Here is an 18,510-nt window from a genome sequence, read left to right on the forward strand (position 1 = left end):
TTTGTTCTCATATGAGCGCACCTGGAAGGATTTGTGAGCGCACCATGCAAGAAACCGGCCCCGCCGAGCCAACCAAGCGCACATTGCGCGGAGAAATCCTCGCGGTGAGAAGCCGGTTGACTAGGGATGACGCACAGAAGGCCGCCGCGGTTCTCGCCGACCGCGCATTGGAGTCACCGGAGCTTGCCGGGGCGCGCACGGTCGCCGCGTACGTCTCCGTGGGGAGCGAACCGGGGACGCGCGCACTCCTCGACGCCCTGCACGCGCGCGGGACGCGGGTCCTGCTGCCGGTGCTCCTCGACGACAACGACCTGGACTGGGCGGACTATGAGGGCGCGGACTCGCTGGCCCCCGTGCAACACCCGGGCAAGATCCGGCTCTTGGAACCCTCGGGGCCACGCCTCGGGCCCGAGGCGGTCGTGGCGGCCGACGTCGTGCTGCTGCCGGGCCTGGCCGTGGACGCGCACGGGATGCGCCTGGGGCGCGGCGGCGGCTCGTACGACAGGGTCCTCGCGCGGCTCGGAGGGGCCGGGGCCGATCCGGCCCTCGTGGTGCTCCTGTACGACACCGAAGTCGTCGCCCATGTCCCCCGGGAGCCGCACGACAAGCCGGTGCACGCCGTCGTCACCCCGTCGGGAGTACGCCACTTCCGCTGAGGCCCCCGCCGACGGAAAGGGCCCTCCACGCGCGCGTGGAGGGCCCTTTCACTGCTGCGTGCGGCGGTTCAGGGCCGCAGCACCAGGGTGTCGTTCGTGCTCTTCTTGACGGCGTCGCCCGAGTAGGACCACGGCAGCAGCTCGCCCTTGACCCACTTGCTGGTCTGGTCGGTGTAGTGCGCGCTGTAGGCGTGGCCCGAAGCACCGGTGAGGTTGATCCACTTCGACTTGTCGAAGTCGTCGAGGTTCACCACCATGCGCATCGAGGGCACCCACTGCACTCCGTAGCCGCCCGCCGCGTTCCAGCCGGTCGCGTTGACCGCCGCCTCGCCGCCGCCCAGCTTGAACGGGCCGCGGTTGAGCATGAACTGGAGCCAGCCGGGGCCTTCGACGCCCAGGGTCTGGTTCTTCAGGGTCAGCCGGTGCAGGCGGCCCCAGCTCCAGGTGTCGACGTCCTTGCCGAGCTTGGCCGTCAGGTCCCAGCGCGCGTCCTCCATGGCCCGGCCGAACAGCTGGTCGCGGGTCTTGGTCTCGGCGTCCGTGCGGGTCTTCGGCGACTTCCACCAGTCGTTGTCCTGGTCGTCCATGATCGACCGGATCACTTCGTAGTAGCGGTCGCCGCCGTCGGGCTGCGCGGATTCGGCGTCACGCTGGCCGCACTCGCGCACCGGCTCGGCCTCCTCGGCGGGACCGGTGTTCCCGGCCGGCTCGACGTTCAGGCACTGGCCCTTGACCCGCAGCTCCTTGGGCAGCTTGTTGCCGATGGAGAGCTTGAGGATGTTGCGCCAGACCGAGTTGAAGTACGCGGCAGCCGCCGAATCGGGGTCCTGGGTGTAGTCCCAGCCCTCGAGCAGCTTCTGCGCCTCACGGACGTAGCTGTCCTTGACGTCGATCTTGAGCAGCTTGGGCACCAGCAGCTTGGCGATCTCGCTGCTGTTGTCCATCTGCATCGTGCGCATGTCCTCGGTGGAGACCTTCCCACCGTCCTTGATCTTCGACTGGATCAGGTCGGTGATGCGCTGGCTGCGCGCCCCGTAGCCCCAGTCCGACGTGAGCTTGTACGGGTAGTCGGACTTCTCGTCGTCGATGACGGCCTGGTTGGCGGTCACGATGTAACCGCGCTTCGGGTCGTACTCGTAGGGCAGCGCGGCCTGCGGGATGTAGCCGGTCCAGCGGTAGTCCGAGTCCCAGCCGGGCGCCGGAAGCGCGCCGTCGCCCTTGCCGCGGACCGGGATCTTGCCCGGTGCCTGGTAGCCGATGTGGCCCTTGGTGTCCGCGTAGATCAGGTTCTGCGAGGGCACTTCAAAAGAAGAGGCGGCCTTGCGGAAGTCCGAGAAGTCCTTCGCCTTGTTGAGCTCGAAGACGGCGTCCATCGACTTGCCCGGCTTGAGCGCCGTCCAGCGCAGCGAGACCCCGTAGCCGTCGCCCCGGTCGGGGGCGGCGCTGTCGACGGTGGCCTTCTTGCCGACCTTCACCAGTTCGTCGTCGCGGTCGGACAGCAGGGGTCCGTTGCCGGTCTCACGGACGGTGATCTTCTTGGAACTGCCGCCGGCGACCTTGATGGTCTCCGTGCGCGTCTTGAAGGGCAGCACCTTGTCGTCGTACGCGTAGCCGTCACCCTCGAACTTCTCGAGGTAGAGGTCGGTCACGTCGGCGCCCAGGTTCGTCATGCCCCAGGCGATGTCCTGGTTGTGGCCGATGACCACACCGGGCATGCCGGCGAAGGTGTAGCCCGAGACGTCGTACTGGCAGTCCTTGGAGACCGTCCGGCAGTGCAGGCCCATCTGGTACCAGACGGACGGCAGCTGCGGTGACAGGTGCGGGTCGTTGGCGAGCAGTGGCTTCCCGGTGATCGTGTGGTCGCCGGAGACCACCCAGGAGTTGGAGCCGATGCCGTTGCCGTTCGGGCCGAGGCCCGCGTCCGGGACGCTGTCCAGGATGTCGGAGAGGCCCGACAGCTGGGACTGCAGGCCGTCGGGGGCCTGGGTGTTGCCCGCGAGGCCCGTGCCCGCCGCGCCGCCGGTCTGCGACTGGCTGCCCGTGCTGCTGCCCTTGCCGTCGTACTCCTTGGTGACGCTGTTGAAGGCGCCCTCCTGGACGATCGGCTTGTTCCGCGCGTACGGGTACTCCGGGTACAGGTCCTTGATCTGCGACGGGCCGAGGCGGCTGGTCATCAGGGACCGGTCGATCTCGTCCTGCATGTTGCCGCGCAGGTCCCAGGCCATGGCCTTGAGCCACGCCACGGAGTCGACGGGGGTCCACTCCTGGGGCTCGTAGTCGTTGGTGAAGCCGAGGGCGGCGTACTCCAGGGAGATGTCCTTGCCGCTCTTGTCCTTCAGGTAGGCGTTGACTCCCTTGGAGTACGCCTGGAGGTACTTCTTCGTCGCGGGCGAGAGCTTGGTGTCGTACTCCTTCTGCGCCACGCGGTGCCAACCGAGCGTCCGCAGGAACTCATCGGTCTTTACTTGGCCCTTGCCGAACATCTCGGAGAGGCGACCGGAGGTCATATGGCGGCGGACGTCCATCTCCCAGAACCGGTCCTGCGCCTGGACGAAGCCCTGGGCCATGAACAGGTCGGCGTCGGACTCGGCGTAGATCTGCGGGATGCCGTTGCCGTCGCGCTTCACGTCGACGGGCCCGGCGAGGCCGTCGAGTTTGATCGTCCCCTTGGTCTGCGGGAAGGAGGCACGCACCGTACTGACGCTCCAGTACGCCCCGTAGCCGATGCCCGCCACGATGGCCAGGACCAGGACGATGACGAGGAGGCGGGCTCGGCGCCCCTTCTTCTTGCCGGACTTATGACCGGAAGAGGCGGTGGTATTCGAGGGCATCGCTGTCCTTGCTGTCCTTACGCGAGCGGCAGGGCTGGCTGGGCGGTGGTGGGAGCGCTGGAGCAACTGTAGGCGCAGGGCACTGCGGCCTCGGACGCGGAGTCAGGAACCTACATGGCGACGTGCCGTACAGGAGTTCGATGGCGTCAAGGAAGCGTTAACAATTAGGTAAGGTAACGAAGTACTTGGCTCGCGCGGAGAGGAACGGCCCCTGACTGTCCACGACCTCAACCAGCTACTGCTCATCTGCTCGCTCGTCCTGCTCGTCGCTGTCGCGGCGGTCCGCATCTCGTCGCGCAGTGGGCTCCCCAGCCTGCTCCTCTACCTCGGCATCGGCATTGCCATGGGCCAGGACGGCATCGGCAACGTCACCTTCAACAATGCCGAGTTGACGCAGGTCATCGGCTATGCGGCGCTCGTCGTGATCCTGGCCGAGGGCGGCCTCGGCACGAAGTGGAAAGAGATCAAACCCGCGTTGCCCGCGGCCGCCGTCCTGTCTCTTGTCGGCATCGCGGTGAGCGTCGGCGTGACGGCCGCCGGTGCCCACTACCTGGTCGGCCTCGAGTGGCGGCAGGCGCTCATCATCGGCGCGGTGGTCTCCTCGACGGACGCCGCGGCGGTCTTCTCCGTGCTGCGGAAGGTGCCGCTCCCCTCTCGCGTGACGGGCATCCTGGAAGCGGAGTCGGGGTTCAACGACGCCCCTGTGGTCATCCTGGTCGTGGCCTTCTCCGCCGCGGGCCCCGTGGAGCACTGGTACATCCTGATCGGCGAGATCGCCCTGGAGCTCGCGATCGGTGCCGCGATCGGCATCGCGGTGGGCTGGCTCGGCTCCTACGGCCTGCGGCACGTGGCGCTGCCCGCGTCCGGCCTCTACCCCATCGCCGTGATGGCCATCGCCGTCGCCGCCTACGCGGCCGGAGCCATGGCGCACGGCAGTGGATTCCTCGCCGTCTACCTCGCCTCGATGGTCCTCGGCAACGCGAAGCTGCCGCACTGGCCCGCCACCCGGGGATTCGCCGAAGGGCTCGGCTGGATCGCGCAGATCGGCATGTTCGTCCTGCTCGGCCTCCTGGTCACCCCGCACGACCTGCTCGACGACATGTGGCCGGCGATCATCATCGGCTTGATCCTGACCGTGGTGGCCCGGCCCCTCGGGGTCATCGCCAGCCTCCTGCCCTTCCGCATGCCCTGGCAGGAAAAGGCCCTGATGTCCTGGGCGGGCCTGCGCGGAGCCGTGCCCATCATCCTGGCCACGATCCCGATGGTGAACGGCGTCGACGACAGTCAGCGGATCTTCAACATCGTCTTCGTCCTGGTCGTCGTCTACACCCTCATCCAGGGTCCTACGCTGCCGTGGCTGGCCAGGAAGCTGCGCCTGGGCGACTCCTCGGGCGCCGCCGACCTGGGCATCGAGTCGGCGCCCTTGGAGCGCCTCCGCGGTCACCTGCTCTCGGTGGCGATCCCGAGGGGATCGCGGATGCACGGCGTCGAGGTGGGAGAACTGCGGATGCCCGCGGGCGCCGCGGTCACGCTGGTCGTTCGCAACGGCGAATCCTTCGTGCCACAGCCCACGACCGTGCTGCAGCGCGGGGACGAGCTCCTGGTGGTCGCGACCGACCCGGTGCGCGACGCGGCGGAACGGCGGCTGCGGGCCGTCGGACAGGGCGGAAAGCTGGCCGGATGGCTGGGAACCGCTGGTCAGGACGCGGATGATCGGGGCAATCGCAGGTGACAGGCGCCTCATTCTCGCTATTCACAGGTCCATTCGCCCCATTCCCTGTACGATGAAGGAACACTTCTCCTGTAACAACTGATCGAACCAACTCTGTCTGATGCAGAGCTGGCGCCGACCGTATGGCGGCCGCATGCCCTCGCAGTGGGCACCCGGCATCTACCGCAGTTCCGCGCAAGAGGACAGCTCTCGGCGGCGTCCCCCTGAGCAAGGGGGCCGCGCTACCAGGCGGCAGAAAGGCACGGGCCGTGGCATCCACGGTCACCTCCCGCCCCGGATACGGACAGCTGCTGCGCACCCGCGGCGCCTGGACGTTTCTCCTGCCCGGCTTCGCGGCGCGCCAGCCCTTCGCGATGCTGACCATCTCCATCGTGCTGCTCGTGCAGCACACCACCGGCTCGTACGGCGTCGCGGGCGCCGTCTCGGCCGTCACCGGCGTCTCCATGGCGGTGTTCGCCCCCTTCGGCGGCAAGCTCGCCGACCGGTTCGGCCAGCGGGCCGTCCTGGTGCCCGGCGTCCTCATCCACACCGTCTCGGTGCTCTCCCTGACGGTGCTCGCGCTCTCGGACGCCCCCTTGTGGGCCCTTTTCGTCGCCGCGGTGCCCACCGGCGCCTCGCAGCCGCAGATCAGCCCCATGGTGCGGGCCCGCTGGGGCGTCAAGCTGCAGGACTCCCCCCTCGCGGGCACGGCCGCCGCCTTCGAGTCGGTCACGGACGAGCTGACGTTCGTGCTCGGCCCGCTCTTCGCGACCGCCCTGTGCACGACCATCGACCCGGCGGCCGGACTCTTCACGGAGGCCGGACTCACCCTGGTGGGCGGCCTGCTCTTCGCCGCGCAGAAGAGCACCCAGCCCAAGCCCGCCTCCCGCGAGGAGCACGCGCGCGTGGAGCACACCTCCGCGCTGCGCATCCCCGGTGTGCGGGTGCTGATCGTGACCTTCCTGGGCATCGGCGCCGTCTTCGGCGGCATGCAGGTCTCGCTCGCCGCCTTCACCGAGTCCATCGGCGAACCCGGCCTGAACGGCGTCCTGTACGGCACGTTCGCGGCCGGCAACATGCTCTCCGGGCTCGTCTGCGGCGCCATCGCCTGGAAGGTCGCCCCGCAGCGGCGCCTCCTCGTCGGCTACGCGGCGCTGACCCTGATGGCGTCCGGCCTCTGGGCCGCGCACTCCGTGCTGCTCCTCGCCGGGCTCGGCCTCCTGGTCGGCGTCTGCATCGCGCCCGCCCTGATCACCGGCTACACCCTGGTCGACCGTCTCGTGGCCCCCTCCGGGCGCACCGAGGCCTTCACCTGGCTCACCGGCGCCGTCGCGCTCGGCCAGGCCGCAGCCGTCACCGTCGCCGGACAGCTGGAGGACCGCTTCTGGGACGGCGCCGGATTCCTGGTGCCGCTGGGCGGTACGGCACTGGCCCTCGCGGTGCTCGTGACCCTGCGCTCGCGGCTCGTCCCGCGCTCGGTCGGACGCACCGTGGCACGTGGCGTGGGTCACCGCGAGCCGGTCACGGTGGACTGATCTCGCGGAATACGTCACTATGGACCGTCGTTAGCACTCATCGAGTGAGAGTGCCAGGAGGAAGCAAGTGCCGACGTACCAGTACCAGTGCACCGAATGCGGCGAGGGCCTCGAGGCGGTGCAGAAGTTCACCGATGACGCTTTGACCGTGTGCCCCAGCTGCGACGGACGCCTCAAGAAGGTGTTCTCGGCCGTCGGCATCGTCTTCAAGGGCTCCGGCTTCTACCGCAACGACAGCCGTGGCTCGTCGTCGAGCAGCACGCCGTCGACAGCGACCGCGTCGAAGTCCTCGGACTCCAAGTCGGACTCCAAGTCCTCCGCGAGCGCTTCGTCGTCCTCGACGTCCTCTTCGTCGTCGGACTCGAAGTCGTCCGGCTCCTCCTCGAGCTCGTCGGCCGCCTAGTCTCACTTTCCGGGTCCCCGCTGTCCTCCGACAGCGGGGCTCTCGGCGTTTCCGGGCCCGGCTACTGTGCTCGGCATGGTGAATACGGCGAACGCGAGTACACCGGAAGCGCTGCGGGCCGAGATCGGCGTCATCGGCGGCTCCGGCTTCTACTCCTTCCTCGACAACGTGACCGAACTGCAGGTCGACACCCCCTACGGAGCACCCAGCGACTCCCTGTTCGTCGGGGACCTCGCGGGGCGGCGGGTCGCGTTCCTGCCCCGGCACGGCCGCGGACACCATCTGCCGCCGCATCGCATCAACTACCGCGCCAACCTGTGGGCGCTGCGCTCCGTGGGCGTGCGGCAGGTGCTCGGTCCGTGCGCGGTGGGCGGGCTGCGGTCCGAGTTCGGGCCGGGGACGCTGCTCGTGCCCGATCAGCTCGTGGACCGCACCAAGTCGCGTGCGCAGACGTACTTCGACGGGGTGCCGCTGCCTGACGGGAGCATTCCGAACGTCGTCCACGTGTCGCTCGCCGACCCGTACTGCCCCGCCGGGCGCAGCGCCGCATTGAAGGCGGCCCGTGGGCGGGAGTGGGAGCCGGTGGACGGCGGGACACTCGTGGTGATCGAGGGGCCGCGGTTCTCGACCCGGGCCGAATCGCTCTGGCACGCGGCGCAGGGCTGGTCGGTGGTGGGCATGACCGGGCACCCCGAGGCCGTGCTAGCCCGTGAACTGGAGCTCTGCTACACGTCGTTGACGCTGGTCACGGACCTGGACGCGGGTGCGGAGAGCGGCGAGGGCGTCTCGCACGAAGAGGTGCTCCAGGTGTTCGCGGCGAATGTGGACCGGCTGCGGACGGTGCTGTTCGACGCGGTGGCCGGGCTGCCGGCCGAGGGTGAGCGGGACTGCCTGTGCGCGGGGGCGCTGGGCGGGATGGATCCGGGGTTTCAGCTGCCGTGAGCCGCTCGGACCGCATCTGCGGGCGGAACTTCCCCTTCGGGTGAGCGAGTTGTCCACAACCGGTGAGTAGTGCACGGGGCTCAGCAGGATTCGGCGCGGGCCTGCATCGTGAGAGCGCAAGGCAAGATCCGCAGCTCTCGCGAGCTCCCGAGCTCCCGAACTCTTCGCAGGTGGTGGCCGACATGCCGCAGCTCTCCTCAGACATCTCCTCCCCTACGCCTCCCCCGCCGTGCCCGGTCCCGCACTTCTCTCCCGTGCGGGTGCGGGGCGGGCGTCCGCGCCTGCGAAGCCTGCTGCGGCACAGGCGGCGGGCCATGGCCGCGGGTCTCGCGGTGACCGCTGCGGCGCTCGTGGCCGCCGGGCCACGCGATGGCGAACGGGCGCGGGCGCAGGGGCCTCCGACCGCTGCCGCCGCCGCGCCTTCGCGGGCCGAGAAACCGCGGGCCGCCGCCATGGTGACGGCGCCGGTGCGGATCGCGGACGCGGAGACGGTGCGTCTGCTGCACCGCGGTGACCGGGTCGACGTCGTGGGCTCGGACGGATCGACGTCCCGGGTGGTGGCGGCCGGGGCGAGGGTGACCGAGGTGCCCGAGCCTCGGGCGGGCGCTGCCGAAAGTGCTGCCGAGCCAGGGGCGTTGCTCGTGCTCTCCGTGCCTCGGGCGACGGCGGCGCGGCTCGCCGGAGCGGGCGCGGGCATGCGACTGGCGGTGACCCTGTGCTGACTCACGATGTGTGCGACTGCACCGATCCTCTGTCAAGTCGCTCGTTCGGGGCACCCGATTGGACAGTCCTACCAGGCCCTCACGTAGTTTGCGAAGCTGTCTGTTTCACGAACTGCATGTGCAACGAAAGGCCTCGTGGTGAGCGAGAAGAACGAGCCGAGTCTCTGGGAGGGCTTCAAGGCCTTCCTGATGCGCGGCAATGTCGTCGACCTGGCGGTCGCGGTGGTCATCGGAGCCGCGTTCACGAACATCGTGAACTCCGTGGTGAAGGGTGTCATCAACCCGCTGGTCGGCGCCTTCGGGACGAAGGATCTCGACCACTACAGCTCCTGTCTGCAGTCGCCGTGTGTCGTGAAGGCGGACGGCACGGTCGAGAGCGGCATCCCGATCATGTGGGGCACGGTCCTCAGCGCCACCCTCAGCTTTGTGATCACCGCGGCCGTCGTCTACTTCCTGATGGTGCTGCCCATGGCCAAGTACCTGGCGCGGCAAGCCGCGCGGAAGGCCGAGAAGGAGGGCACGCAGGAGGTCATCGAGATCTCGGAGCTGGAGGTCCTCAAGGAGATCCGCGACGCCCTGGTGGCGCAGCGCGGCACTGGGCACGACGAGCGCTAGCGCGGGCTCAGAGGTGGTGGGGCGGCTTCTCGTCGAGGAAGCGCGCCAGGTCGGCGGCGCTGTCGCCGCCGGTCGAGGGCCGCTCGCCCCATCCGCGGTCCGTGTCGTCCGAGGACTGCTGCGACAGGGGGTCGTCGAAGACCAGGGCGCTCTTGGGCTTCTTCGGCGCCTCGGAGGCCTTCGGGGTCTCCGAGTCCTTCGGATCGCGCGGTTCGGGGTCGGGGGCGGTGCTCATGCGTCCAGGGTACGTCGGTGGGGCACCGCAGCGTCCTTCAGACAGCCGTGAGCCCCTGAGCTGCGAAGATGTCCCTGGCGGCGGCCACCTGGCCGGAGGTCGGCGAGGGGGTGCCGCGCAGGGTGAAGTCCTTGCCGAGGGCGTCCCACTTCGCCTCGCCCAGCTTGTGGAAGGGCAGCACGTCGACGCGCGAGACGTTGCCGAGCGAGGCGGCGAAGCGGGCGACGCCCTCGATGTTCTCCGGGTCGTCGGTCAGGCCGGGGACGAGGACGAAGCGCACCCAGACGTCCTTGCCGAGGTCCGCGAGACGACGGGCGAAGTCGAGGGTGGGCCGCAGCGGCCGCCCGGTGACCTTCTTGTACGTGTCGCGGTCCCAGGACTTGATGTCCAGGAGCACGAGGTCGACGTCACGCAGCAGGGCGTCGGTGGCGCGCACGCCGAGGAAGCCGGAGGTGTCCAGGGCGGTGTGCAGGCCCAGTTCGTGCTTGAGGCGGTGCAGCAGTTCGCCGGTGAAGACGGGCTGCAGGAGGGGTTCGCCGCCACTGACGGTGGCTCCGCCGCCCGCCGCCGCGATGAACTTGGTGTACTTGGCGGCCTCCTTGATCATGTCGTCGGCGGTGGTCCGCTTGCCGTCGCGCATCCGCCAGGTGTCGGGGTTGTGGCAGTACAGGCACGTCAGCGGGCAGCCCGAGAGGAACGTGACGAAGCGGGTGCCGGGGCCGTCGACGCCGGTGGACAGGTCCCAGGAGTGGAGGGACCCGGTGACGGGCCGCCGGGTGACCGCGGCCGCGGGGGTCGCGGTGTCGAGCGGGGCCGTGCCGAGCGGAGTCGTTTCGATCAGGACAGCCATGGCAGAACTCCCGGACTGCTGAGGGGCTCAGAGGGAGCCGTGGAAGGTGCGGTTGATGACGTCGAGTTGCTGGTCGCGGGTCAGACGGACGAAGTTCACCGCGTAGCCGGAGACCCGGATGGTCAGCTGCGGGTAGTTCTCCGGGTGCTCCATGGCGTCCTGGAGCGTCGCCCTGTCGAGCACGTTGACGTTCATGTGGAAGCCGTCGCTGGCCATGTAGCCGTCGAGGACTCCGGAGAGGTTCTGGACCCGCTCTTCAGGGGTGCGGCCCAGGGCGTCCGGTGTGATGGTGTTGGTGAGCGAGATGCCGTCCTCGGCGTCGTCGTAGTCGAGCTTGGCGACCGACAGCGCGGAAGCGATGTAGCCGTGCTGGTCACGGCCGTTCATCGGGTTGGCGCCGGGTGCGAACGGCTCGCCCGCGCGACGTCCGTCGGGGGTGTTGCCGGTCTTCTTGCCGTAGACGACGTTCGAGGTGATCGTCAGGACGGACTGGGTGTGCACCGCGTTCCGGTAGGTCGGGTGCTGCCGGATCTTGCCCATGAAGTCCGAGACGATGCGCCGGGCGATGTGGTCGGCCCGCTCGTCGTTGTTGCCGTAGGCGGGGTAGTCGCCCTCGATCTCGTAGTCGACGGCGAGGCCCGTCTCGTCGCGGATGACCTTGACCTTGGCGTGCTTGATGGCGGAGAGCGAGTCGGCGGCGACGGACAGGCCCGCGATGCCGCACGCCATCGTGCGCAGGATCTCCCGGTCGTGCAGCGCCATCTCGATGCGCTCGTAGGCGTACTTGTCGTGCATGTAGTGGATGACGTTCAGCGCGTGGACGTACGTCTTGCCGAGCCAGCCGAGCATGGCGTCGTAGCGCTCGACGACGGTGTCGTAGTCCAGGTATTCGCCCTCGATGGGCTCGAAGCCCTCGACGACGCGCTTGCCGGTCTTCTCGTCGCGGCCGCCGTTGATCGCGTAGAGCAGGGCCTTGGCGACGTTGACGCGGGCTCCGAAGAACTGCATCTGCTTGCCGACCGCCATCGCCGAGACGCAGCAGGCGATGGCGGTGTCGTCGCCGTACTTGGGACGCATCAGGTCGTCGGACTCGAACTGGATGGCCGAGGTGTCGATGGCGACCTGGGAGGCGAAATCCTTGAAGCCCCTGGGAAGTTCGCGGGCCCAGAAGACCGTCAGGTTCGGCTCGGGGGCGGGACCCAGGTTGTAGAGGGTCTGCAGGGCACGGAACGTAGTGCGGGAAACGAGGGGACGGCCGTCCTCACCGATGCCGGCCATCGACCACGTGACCCAGGTCGGGTCGCCGGAGAAGCCCTCGTTGTACTCGGGGGTGCGCAGGAAGCGGACGATGCGGAGCTTGATGACGAAGTCGTCGATGAACTCCTGGGCCTCGGTCTCGGTGATGCGGCCGGCCTCGATGTCGCGCTGGAGGTAGATGTCGAGGAAGTTGTCGATGCGGCCGATCGACATGGCCGCGCCGTTCTGCTCCTTCACGGCGGCGAGGTAGGCGAAGTACAGCCACTGGACCGCTTCGCGGCCGGTGGTGGCGGGGTCGGAGATGTCGTGGCCGTAGGACATCGCCATGGACTTCAGCTCGCCCAGCGCCTTGATCTGCTCGGAGGTCTCCTCGCGGGCCCGGATGACGTCCTCGGTGGCCCACTCCTCGCCGAGGAGGTCCCTGTCGGCTTCCTTCGCGGCGATGAGGCGGTCGACTCCGTAGAGCGCGACACGGCGGTAGTCGCCGATGATGCGGCCGCGGCCGTAGGCGTCGGGCAGGCCGGTGATGATGCCGGAGGAGCGGCAGGCGCGGATCTCGGGCGTATAGGCGTCGAAGACACCTTCGTTGTGGGTCTTGCGGAGGTGGGTGTAGATGTCCTTGACCTCGGGGTCGGCCTCGTACCCGTAGGCGTTGAGCGCGCCCTCGACCATCCGCCAGCCGCCGTTGGGCATGATGGCGCGCTTGAGCGGGGCGTCGGTCTGGAGGCCGACGATCAGATCGCGGTCGGCGTCGACGTAGCCGGGCCTGAAGGCATCGATGCGGGACGGGGTCTTCACGTCCACGTCGTGGATGCCGCGCTCGATCTCCGCGGGGAACATCGCCAGGAGCTTCTGCCAGACCTGGGTGGTGCGTTCGGTCGCGCCGGTCAGGAAGGAGCCGTCACCCTCGTACGGGGTGTAGTTCTGCTGCACGAAGTCGCGGACGTCGATGGCGTCCCGCCACAGGCCGCCCTTGAAACCGTCCCAGGCCTGGCCGTGCACTGTCGTTTCCGCGGGAGTAGCAGTCATCGCCGACACCTTCCGAGTCGCTCTTTCGCTCTGCGTCCATTCCACTCCGATCCGGCCGGTCAAGGGCTCCGCAATGGTCCCCACTTCAGGGCCGGAGGTCCCCTCTCGCCGCTCTCCAGCGCGAATGAACCGCCCCTGACCTGGCATTTCGCTCGGGACTTTGGACCCAAGTTCGCTTGTGAAAGCATTCACAAGAATTTCCCGGACTTCCCGTGGTACGAGGCGTCCAGGGCATGCCAGTGGGCCGGGTGCTCCCACACCCGGCCCACGGTTCCGACGCCGCTCGGGGCGTCAGCTCGGGGACTCCGCGCCCTTGCGGGCGTAGAACCACCAGCAGACCGCGATACAGCTGACATAGAAGGCCACGAAGCCCCACATCGCGCTGGTGACCGCGAAGTTGGCGAACATCGCCGGGATGAAGAAGAAGCCGTAGGCCGCGATGGCGGAGGTGAATCCGGTGACGGCACCGGCCTCCATCTCGGACTGCTTCAGCGCCTTCGTGTAGGCGGGGGTGCCCTCCGTCAGGCCCTTCAGGTGCTGGGCCCGGAAGATCACCGGGATCTGGCGGAACGTCGAGCCGTTGCCTATGCCCGAGAAGAAGAACGCGCACAGGAAGCAGACGAAGAAGCCCCAGAAGTTGCCGTCGTCGCCGCCGGAGGGCAGGAAGTTGATGACGCCGATGATCGAGAGCGCCATGCCGACGAACGAGATGATGGTGACCCTCGCGCCGCCGATCTTGTCGGCGATCCAGCCGCCGGCCCAGCGGGCGAGCGCGCCCACGGCCGGGCCCATCCAGGCGTACGTGGCCGCGGAGTAGGCCGCGTCGATGGGCGTGAACGTGGTCTTGATGAGCATCGGCAGCGCTGCCGCGAAGCCGATGAAGGAACCGAACGTGCCGACGTAGAGCCAGGTCATCAGCCAGTTGTGCTTGCGCTTGAAGATGATCTTCTGCTGGCTGAAGGGGGTGGAGGCGACCTTCAGGTCGTTCTGGCCGAACCACGCGACGGCGGCCAGGATCACCAGGACGGGCACCCACAGGAACGCGGCGTTCTGCAGCCACACGGGCGTGCCGTCCGCCTTGTGCTGGGCCGAGCCGACCGCGAGCACCGAGCTGGTGATGACGATGGGGGTCACCAGTTGGACGACGGAGACACCGAGGTTGCCGAGGCCGCCGTTGATGCCGGTGGCGTTGCCCTTGTCGCGCTTGGGGAAGAAGAAGCCGATGTTGGCGAGGGACGAGGCGAAGTTGGCGCCGCCGACACCGCAGAGGGCCGCGATGGCGACCATCACGCCGTACGACGTGTTCGGGTCCTGCACCGCGATGCCGAGCCAGATCAGCGGGATGACCAGGACGATCGTGGAGAGCGCGGTGAAGCGGCGCTGGCCGATCATCGGGCCGAGGAAGGTGTAGAAGACGCGCGCCGTGCCGCCGGTGATGCCGGGGACGGCCGTCAGCCAGAACAGCTGCGAGGTGGAGAAACCGAAGCCGACGTCCTTGAGGTTGGTCGCCGTGACCGACCACACCTGCCAGACGACGAACGCGACCAGGAGGGCGGGGACGGCGATCCACAGGTTGCGGGCGGCGACCTTCTTGCCGATGGACTTCCAGAAGAGTTCGTTCTCCGGCTCCCAGTCGGTGATGGTCTTGCCGGGGCGGTACTGCGCGGGGTCGTACGTAACGCCCGATGGCGCGGTCCGCGTTTCTTGGGCGGCAGGCGATGTCATGTTGGATCCCAGTTCGCTACGGGTCCCGACCTTGCTCCGGGGCCTGACATATCCACCGTCGCGTGCGCGGTTCTTCGGGAGCAGAGGCGTAGGACATGCGTCGACCGGCCCAAAGACACGAAGATCAGAGGGCCTTCGGACGTTCGGGCCTCGGGGGCTCGGGCTCCCCCGCGTGATACGCAAGTCGCCATGGCTTCCTCGAACCCCTCCACCAGGCCCCGCACCAACTCCCTCTCCGATGTCGCCGGCCTTCGCGTGGGCCATGCCACCCGCGTCGCGCCCACCCACGCGGGTCACCTCACCGGCACGACCGTCGTGCTCGCCCCGGAGGGCGGCGCCGTCGCAGCCGTGGATGTGCGCGGCGGCGGCCCCGGGACCCGCGAGACGGACGCCCTCGACCCCCGCAACCTGGTCCAGCGCGTCGAGGCCGTGGTGCTGACCGGCGGCAGCGCGTACGGCCTGGACTCCGCGACCGGCGTGATGGCGTGGCTGGAGGAGCGGGGCCGGGGTGTGCGGGTCGGCCCCGATCCCTCCCACGTCGTCCCCGTGGTCCCGGCTGCCTGCGTCTTCGACCTCGGCCGGGGCGGCGACTTCACGGCACGCCCCGATGCCACGACGGGGCGCGCCGCGGTGGAGGCCGCCGCGGCCGGCACGCCGTTCACGCCGGTCGAGGAGGGGAACGTGGGCGCGGGCACCGGAGCCGTGGTCGGGAAGGTCAAGGGCGGTGTCGGCAGCGCGAGCGTCCGGCTGGAGTCGGGCATCACCGTGGCCGCGCTGGTCGTGGCGAACGCGGCGGGGTCGGGGGTCGACGCGGGGACGGGCGCGTTGTACGGGCGGTTCTTCGAGGGGCGGCGGGTGGCCTACCCCGCCCCTGAGGTGCACGAGGAGGCCACGCGACGGCTCGCCGAAGCCGCCGCCAAGGGCGGGCCTCCCCCGCTCAACACCACCCTCGCCGTGGTCGCGACGGACGCCGAACTCACCAAGGCCCAGGCGCAGAAGCTCGCGGGCACGTCGCACGACGGCATGGCGCGCGCCGTGCGCCCCGTCCATCTCCTGAACGACGGGGACACCGTCTTCGCCCTCGCCACCGGTGAGCACTCCCTGGCCGCCGACCATCCCCTCGCCCTGAACGAAATCCTCGCGGCGGGCGCGGACATGGTGACGGCGGCGATCGTCGGGGCGCTCCTGGCCGCGGAGTCCGTCGAGACACCGGGCGGCAACTTCCCCTCGTACCGCGACCTTTACGGCGACCTCGACAGCGAGCAAGCCGAGTAGCTGCCGAGTGCCCGCAGCGCACGGCCCGTTGGACCGCCGGTGGGCCATGTCCATGTGCCCGCGCTCACATCAAGCGGAAGGAACCTCTCCGCCCGCGAGCCGCTCTTAACCCTTACTGGATCAGAACGCGCACTTCGCACAAAGATGGAGCAGCCCGTGACAACGTCGCACATAGCCAAGCCCCGGCGACGCACCCTTCTGGCGGCCACCGCGCTCGCCGCGGTCGGTGCGCTCACCCTCACGGCCTGTGGCGGCGACGCGGACGCCGACGGCGACAGCGACGGCAAGAACGGCAAGGCCAAGAACCAAGGCGCCGACATCACCATCTCGGCGAAGGACGGCTCGACCGGGGCCTCCATCAACGCCACCGGCGTCAAGGTCAAGGGCGGCAAGCTGACCGAGGTGAAGATGACCCTGGTCTCCACGGGCGCGGCGGTCGACGGCAAGCTCTCCGCCGACGGCACCAGCTGGAAGCCCAAGGCCCAGCTGGAGCGCGGCATGAAGTACAAGATCACCGCCGACGCGAAGGACACCAAGGGCAAGGAGGCGACGGAGAACTCGATCTTCACCACCGTCTCCAAGGACAACAGCTTCATCGGCAGTTACACCCCCGACGGCGGCACGAAGGTCGGCGTCGGCATGCCGGTCTCCTTCAACTTCGACAAGGCGATCACGGAGAAGCAGTCCGTCCAGTCGCACATCAAGGTCAGCACCGACAGCGGCCAGAAGGTCGTCGGCCACTGGTTCGGCGACCAGCGCCTGGACTTCAGGCCCGAGGAGTACTGGAAGGCCGGCGCCAAGGTCACCATGAAGATCGACCTGGAGGGCGTGAAGGGCGCGGACGGCGCCACCGGCGTGCAGAACAAGACGGTCAGCTTCACCGTGGGCCGCGCGCAGGTCTCCACGGTCGACGTGAAGGCCAAGAAGATGACGGTCGAGCGCGACGGCAAGGTCATCAAGACCATCCCGATCTCCGCGGGCAGCCCCTCGAACCCGACGTACAACGGGAAAATGGTGATCTCCGAGAAGTTCACCCAGACCCGTATGAACGGCGACACGGTCGGCTTCGGCGGGGAGTACGACATCAAGGACGTCCCGCACGCGATGCGCCTGTCGTCGTCCGGCACCTTCATCCACGGCAACTACTGGGGCTCGCCCTCGATCTTCGGCAGCGCCAACACCAGCCACGGCTGTGTCGGACTGCAAGACGCGCAGGGCGCGGGCGACTCCAGCACGCCGGGCGCGTGGTTCTACGAGAACTCCCTCATCGGGGACATCGTGACGGTCAAGGGATCCCCGGACGAGACCATCGCCCCGGACAACGGCCTGAACGGCTGGAACATGTCCTGGAGCGAGTGGACGGCGGGCAGCGCGGGCTGATTCGGGCCCCCGCCCCACCCCTCTCACCAGCACCCCTCACCAGCCCCAACACCGCGAGCCGCACGGGAACTTGCCGTGCGGCTCGTACGTTTTCCAGTTCCTGGACATGATGTCCGATCCAGGGGCTACGGTATGCACTCACAAGGTGACATGCAGCAACGCCGGGAGAGACCTTGAGCGTTCCGTACGAGTACGAGACGGCGTACGAGCCCCAGTCTGCCGAGCAGAATTCTCCGCACTCCCCGCAGGAGCATCTCGAGCGGCTTCTTCGCCGCGCCATGAACTCCTTCGACCTGCCGGACGACACGATAGGGCGCCTGGACTCGGCCCTGGCGTACGACAGTTCGCTGCACTCCGCGCATCACAGCGCGGGCCTGCACCGCGAGACGTACCGCCACACGTGGCTGCTCGCCGACGCTGGCGCGCTCACCCTCTGGGAGCTCGTGCACAACACCGGCCCCGGCAGCCACCCCCAGTACGAGCTGTACGCGGACGAGGAGGAGGCCGGGGTCGCCACCTCGCGGCTGCCGCTCCCGCCCGACACCCCCTCCGCCGTCTGCGAGCAGCCCGTCGTGCTGCAGCTCCCGGTCGCCGACGAACCCCGTCATACGTACGTGCCGGACGACTCCGCGGACCACGGCCGCCGGCTGCTGCGCCGCGCGGAGAACTCGGTGAGCGAGGGGCGCCCCGGCGAGGACCTGGAGCGGTTATTGCGCTCGGCGTTCGCGCACCAGATCACGCAGGCTTTCGGCCGCCCCTGCCTGGTCGGCGAGGCGCGCCTCTGCTTCTCGCTCTACGAGCACGCGTTTCTGCTCTTCGACGGCAGCGAGCTCAGCCTCTGGGAGGTCGAGCACACGGTCACGCCCGACAAGCGGCACCGCTGCGAGGTGTACGTCTCCGAGGAAGCGGCCCGCGCGGCGATGGAGCAGCGCGCCAAGAACATTCCGCAGCATCGTACGAAGTAGACAGGGGCTGCCCGCGCGCGAGGCGAGGCTCAGGGGCGGCCGTCGCCGAACTGCCGTACCAGGCCCGCGAAGGCAGCGCGCTCGTCCGCCGTCAGCTCGACCGTCTCGGCGCCCGGCGGGCCCGTCTGCGCCGGCACCGAACCCAGCGCACGGGACGTGCGCCAGACGTCCACGTCGGCCTGGTCGCGCCGCATCACCCGCACCAGGCCCACGGCCCAGACGACGGTCGCCGCAGCCAGGACGGCCACGCCTGCCTGCTGGAGGATCGAGACATTCTGGAACATGCCGCACAGTAGACAGCACGATCCGGGGCTTACGACAGGGGGGTTGTGGGACTTACGTCCTGAAGTGACGCATGTCGCACAACCCCCGCATAGGG

General features: G+C 68.9%; 16 protein-coding genes. 10 read left to right on the forward strand and 6 right to left on the reverse strand.

The window, feature by feature from the left end; translation table 11 throughout:
* Window positions 1-44: 44 nt before the first annotated feature.
* Complete coding sequence (locus tag AB0I66_RS33570) at window positions 45-656, forward strand: 5-formyltetrahydrofolate cyclo-ligase (protein ID WP_363211764.1); 612 nt, start codon at window positions 45-47, stop codon at window positions 654-656.
* A 68-nt stretch (window positions 657-724) separates the two neighbouring features.
* On the opposite strand, the gene AB0I66_RS33575 is transcribed toward AB0I66_RS33570, so the two are convergent.
* On the reverse strand, window positions 725-3,487 hold the full coding sequence (locus AB0I66_RS33575) for a penicillin acylase family protein (RefSeq protein WP_363211765.1): 2,763 nt from the start codon (window positions 3,485-3,487) through the stop codon (window positions 725-727).
* 211 nt (window positions 3,488-3,698) lie between these two features.
* Here AB0I66_RS33575 and AB0I66_RS33580 point away from each other — a divergent pair, with 211 nt between their 5' ends.
* The 6 genes from AB0I66_RS33580 to mscL all read left to right on the forward strand — a co-directional run bounded on the left by AB0I66_RS33580 (window position 3,699) and on the right by mscL (window position 9,415).
* On the forward strand, window positions 3,699-5,219 hold the full coding sequence (locus AB0I66_RS33580; RefSeq protein ID WP_363211977.1) for a potassium/proton antiporter: 1,521 nt from the start codon (window positions 3,699-3,701) through the stop codon (window positions 5,217-5,219).
* A 248-nt stretch (window positions 5,220-5,467) separates the two neighbouring features.
* On the forward strand, window positions 5,468-6,733 hold the full coding sequence (locus AB0I66_RS33585) for an MFS transporter (protein ID WP_363211766.1): 1,266 nt from the start codon (window positions 5,468-5,470) through the stop codon (window positions 6,731-6,733).
* 67 nt (window positions 6,734-6,800) lie between these two features.
* Window positions 6,801-7,136, forward strand: coding sequence for an FmdB family zinc ribbon protein (locus AB0I66_RS33590; protein WP_363211767.1), 336 nt, complete (start codon window positions 6,801-6,803; stop codon window positions 7,134-7,136).
* 75 nt (window positions 7,137-7,211) lie between these two features.
* A complete protein-coding gene (locus AB0I66_RS33595) occupies window positions 7,212-8,078 on the forward strand; it encodes an S-methyl-5'-thioadenosine phosphorylase (RefSeq protein WP_363211768.1) in 867 nt (288 codons plus the stop codon).
* A gap of 314 nt (window positions 8,079-8,392) precedes the next feature.
* Window positions 8,393-8,800 (forward strand): hypothetical protein, encoded by a 408-nt coding sequence (locus AB0I66_RS33600; RefSeq protein ID WP_363211769.1) that lies wholly within the window; start codon window positions 8,393-8,395, stop codon window positions 8,798-8,800.
* A gap of 138 nt (window positions 8,801-8,938) precedes the next feature.
* Window positions 8,939-9,415, forward strand: a complete 477-nt coding sequence (gene mscL / locus AB0I66_RS33605; RefSeq protein WP_363211770.1) for a large conductance mechanosensitive channel protein MscL — start codon at window positions 8,939-8,941, stop codon at window positions 9,413-9,415.
* Between the two features lie 7 nt (window positions 9,416-9,422).
* On the opposite strand, the gene AB0I66_RS33610 is transcribed toward mscL, so the two are convergent.
* The 4 genes from AB0I66_RS33610 to AB0I66_RS33625 form a co-directional block, all read right to left on the reverse strand.
* Entirely contained in the window at window positions 9,423-9,650 is a 228-nt protein-coding gene (locus tag AB0I66_RS33610) for a hypothetical protein (protein ID WP_363211771.1), read from the reverse strand.
* A 37-nt stretch (window positions 9,651-9,687) separates the two neighbouring features.
* A complete protein-coding gene (gene pflA, locus AB0I66_RS33615; protein ID WP_363211772.1) occupies window positions 9,688-10,500 on the reverse strand; it encodes a pyruvate formate-lyase-activating protein in 813 nt (270 codons plus the stop codon).
* Between the two features lie 27 nt (window positions 10,501-10,527).
* Window positions 10,528-12,786 carry a formate C-acetyltransferase gene (gene pflB, locus AB0I66_RS33620; RefSeq protein ID WP_363211773.1) on the reverse strand — a complete coding sequence of 753 codons (2,259 nt, stop codon included), beginning with the start codon at window positions 12,784-12,786 and terminating at the stop codon, window positions 10,528-10,530.
* Between the two features lie 291 nt (window positions 12,787-13,077).
* Window positions 13,078-14,511 carry a NarK family nitrate/nitrite MFS transporter gene (locus tag AB0I66_RS33625; RefSeq protein WP_363211774.1) on the reverse strand — a complete coding sequence of 478 codons (1,434 nt, stop codon included), beginning with the start codon at window positions 14,509-14,511 and terminating at the stop codon, window positions 13,078-13,080.
* Window positions 14,512-14,700: 189 nt separating this feature from the next.
* Between AB0I66_RS33625 and AB0I66_RS33630 the strand changes: the two genes are divergently transcribed.
* The 3 genes from AB0I66_RS33630 (at window position 14,701) to AB0I66_RS33640 (ending at window position 18,131) form a co-directional block, all read left to right on the forward strand.
* A complete protein-coding gene (locus AB0I66_RS33630) occupies window positions 14,701-15,786 on the forward strand; it encodes a P1 family peptidase (protein ID WP_363211776.1) in 1,086 nt (361 codons plus the stop codon).
* A 144-nt stretch (window positions 15,787-15,930) separates the two neighbouring features.
* Entirely contained in the window at window positions 15,931-17,166 is a 1,236-nt protein-coding gene (locus AB0I66_RS33635; RefSeq protein WP_363211777.1) for an Ig-like domain-containing protein, read from the forward strand.
* Window positions 17,167-17,339: 173 nt separating this feature from the next.
* The gene (locus AB0I66_RS33640; RefSeq protein ID WP_363211778.1) at window positions 17,340-18,131 is read left to right on the forward strand and encodes a DUF6227 family protein; all 792 of its coding nucleotides are present in this window, start codon (window positions 17,340-17,342) and stop codon (window positions 18,129-18,131) included.
* A gap of 29 nt (window positions 18,132-18,160) precedes the next feature.
* Here AB0I66_RS33640 and AB0I66_RS33645 read toward each other — a convergent pair whose 3' ends face one another.
* Window positions 18,161-18,415, reverse strand: coding sequence for a hypothetical protein (locus tag AB0I66_RS33645; protein WP_363211779.1), 255 nt, complete (start codon window positions 18,413-18,415; stop codon window positions 18,161-18,163).
* Between the last annotated feature and the right edge of the window lie 95 nt (window positions 18,416-18,510).

Source organism: Streptomyces sp. NPDC050439 (genome assembly GCF_040655335.1).
Classification (GTDB): Bacteria; Actinomycetota; Actinomycetes; order Streptomycetales; family Streptomycetaceae; genus Streptomyces.

Excerpts from the sequence above, each read along its gene's own strand:
- AB0I66_RS33635 (WP_363211777.1), top strand. The coding sequence starts at position 15,931 with ATGGAGCAGCCCGTGACAACGTCGCACATAGCCAAGCCCCGGCGACGC.
- pflA (WP_363211772.1), bottom strand. The coding sequence starts at position 10,500 with ATGGCTGTCCTGATCGAAACGACTCCGCTCGGCACGGCCCCGCTCGAC.
- AB0I66_RS33575 (WP_363211765.1), bottom strand. The coding sequence starts at position 3,487 with ATGCCCTCGAATACCACCGCCTCTTCCGGTCATAAGTCCGGCAAGAAG.
- AB0I66_RS33630 (WP_363211776.1), top strand. The coding sequence starts at position 14,701 with ATGGCTTCCTCGAACCCCTCCACCAGGCCCCGCACCAACTCCCTCTCC.
- AB0I66_RS33570 (WP_363211764.1), top strand. The coding sequence starts at position 45 with ATGCAAGAAACCGGCCCCGCCGAGCCAACCAAGCGCACATTGCGCGGA.
- AB0I66_RS33595 (WP_363211768.1), top strand. The coding sequence starts at position 7,212 with ATGGTGAATACGGCGAACGCGAGTACACCGGAAGCGCTGCGGGCCGAG.
- pflB (WP_363211773.1), bottom strand. The coding sequence starts at position 12,786 with ATGACTGCTACTCCCGCGGAAACGACAGTGCACGGCCAGGCCTGGGAC.
- AB0I66_RS33600 (WP_363211769.1), top strand. The coding sequence starts at position 8,393 with ATGGCCGCGGGTCTCGCGGTGACCGCTGCGGCGCTCGTGGCCGCCGGG.
- AB0I66_RS33645 (WP_363211779.1), bottom strand. The coding sequence starts at position 18,415 with ATGTTCCAGAATGTCTCGATCCTCCAGCAGGCAGGCGTGGCCGTCCTG.
- AB0I66_RS33610 (WP_363211771.1), bottom strand. The coding sequence starts at position 9,650 with ATGAGCACCGCCCCCGACCCCGAACCGCGCGATCCGAAGGACTCGGAG.
- AB0I66_RS33625 (WP_363211774.1), bottom strand. The coding sequence starts at position 14,511 with ATGACATCGCCTGCCGCCCAAGAAACGCGGACCGCGCCATCGGGCGTT.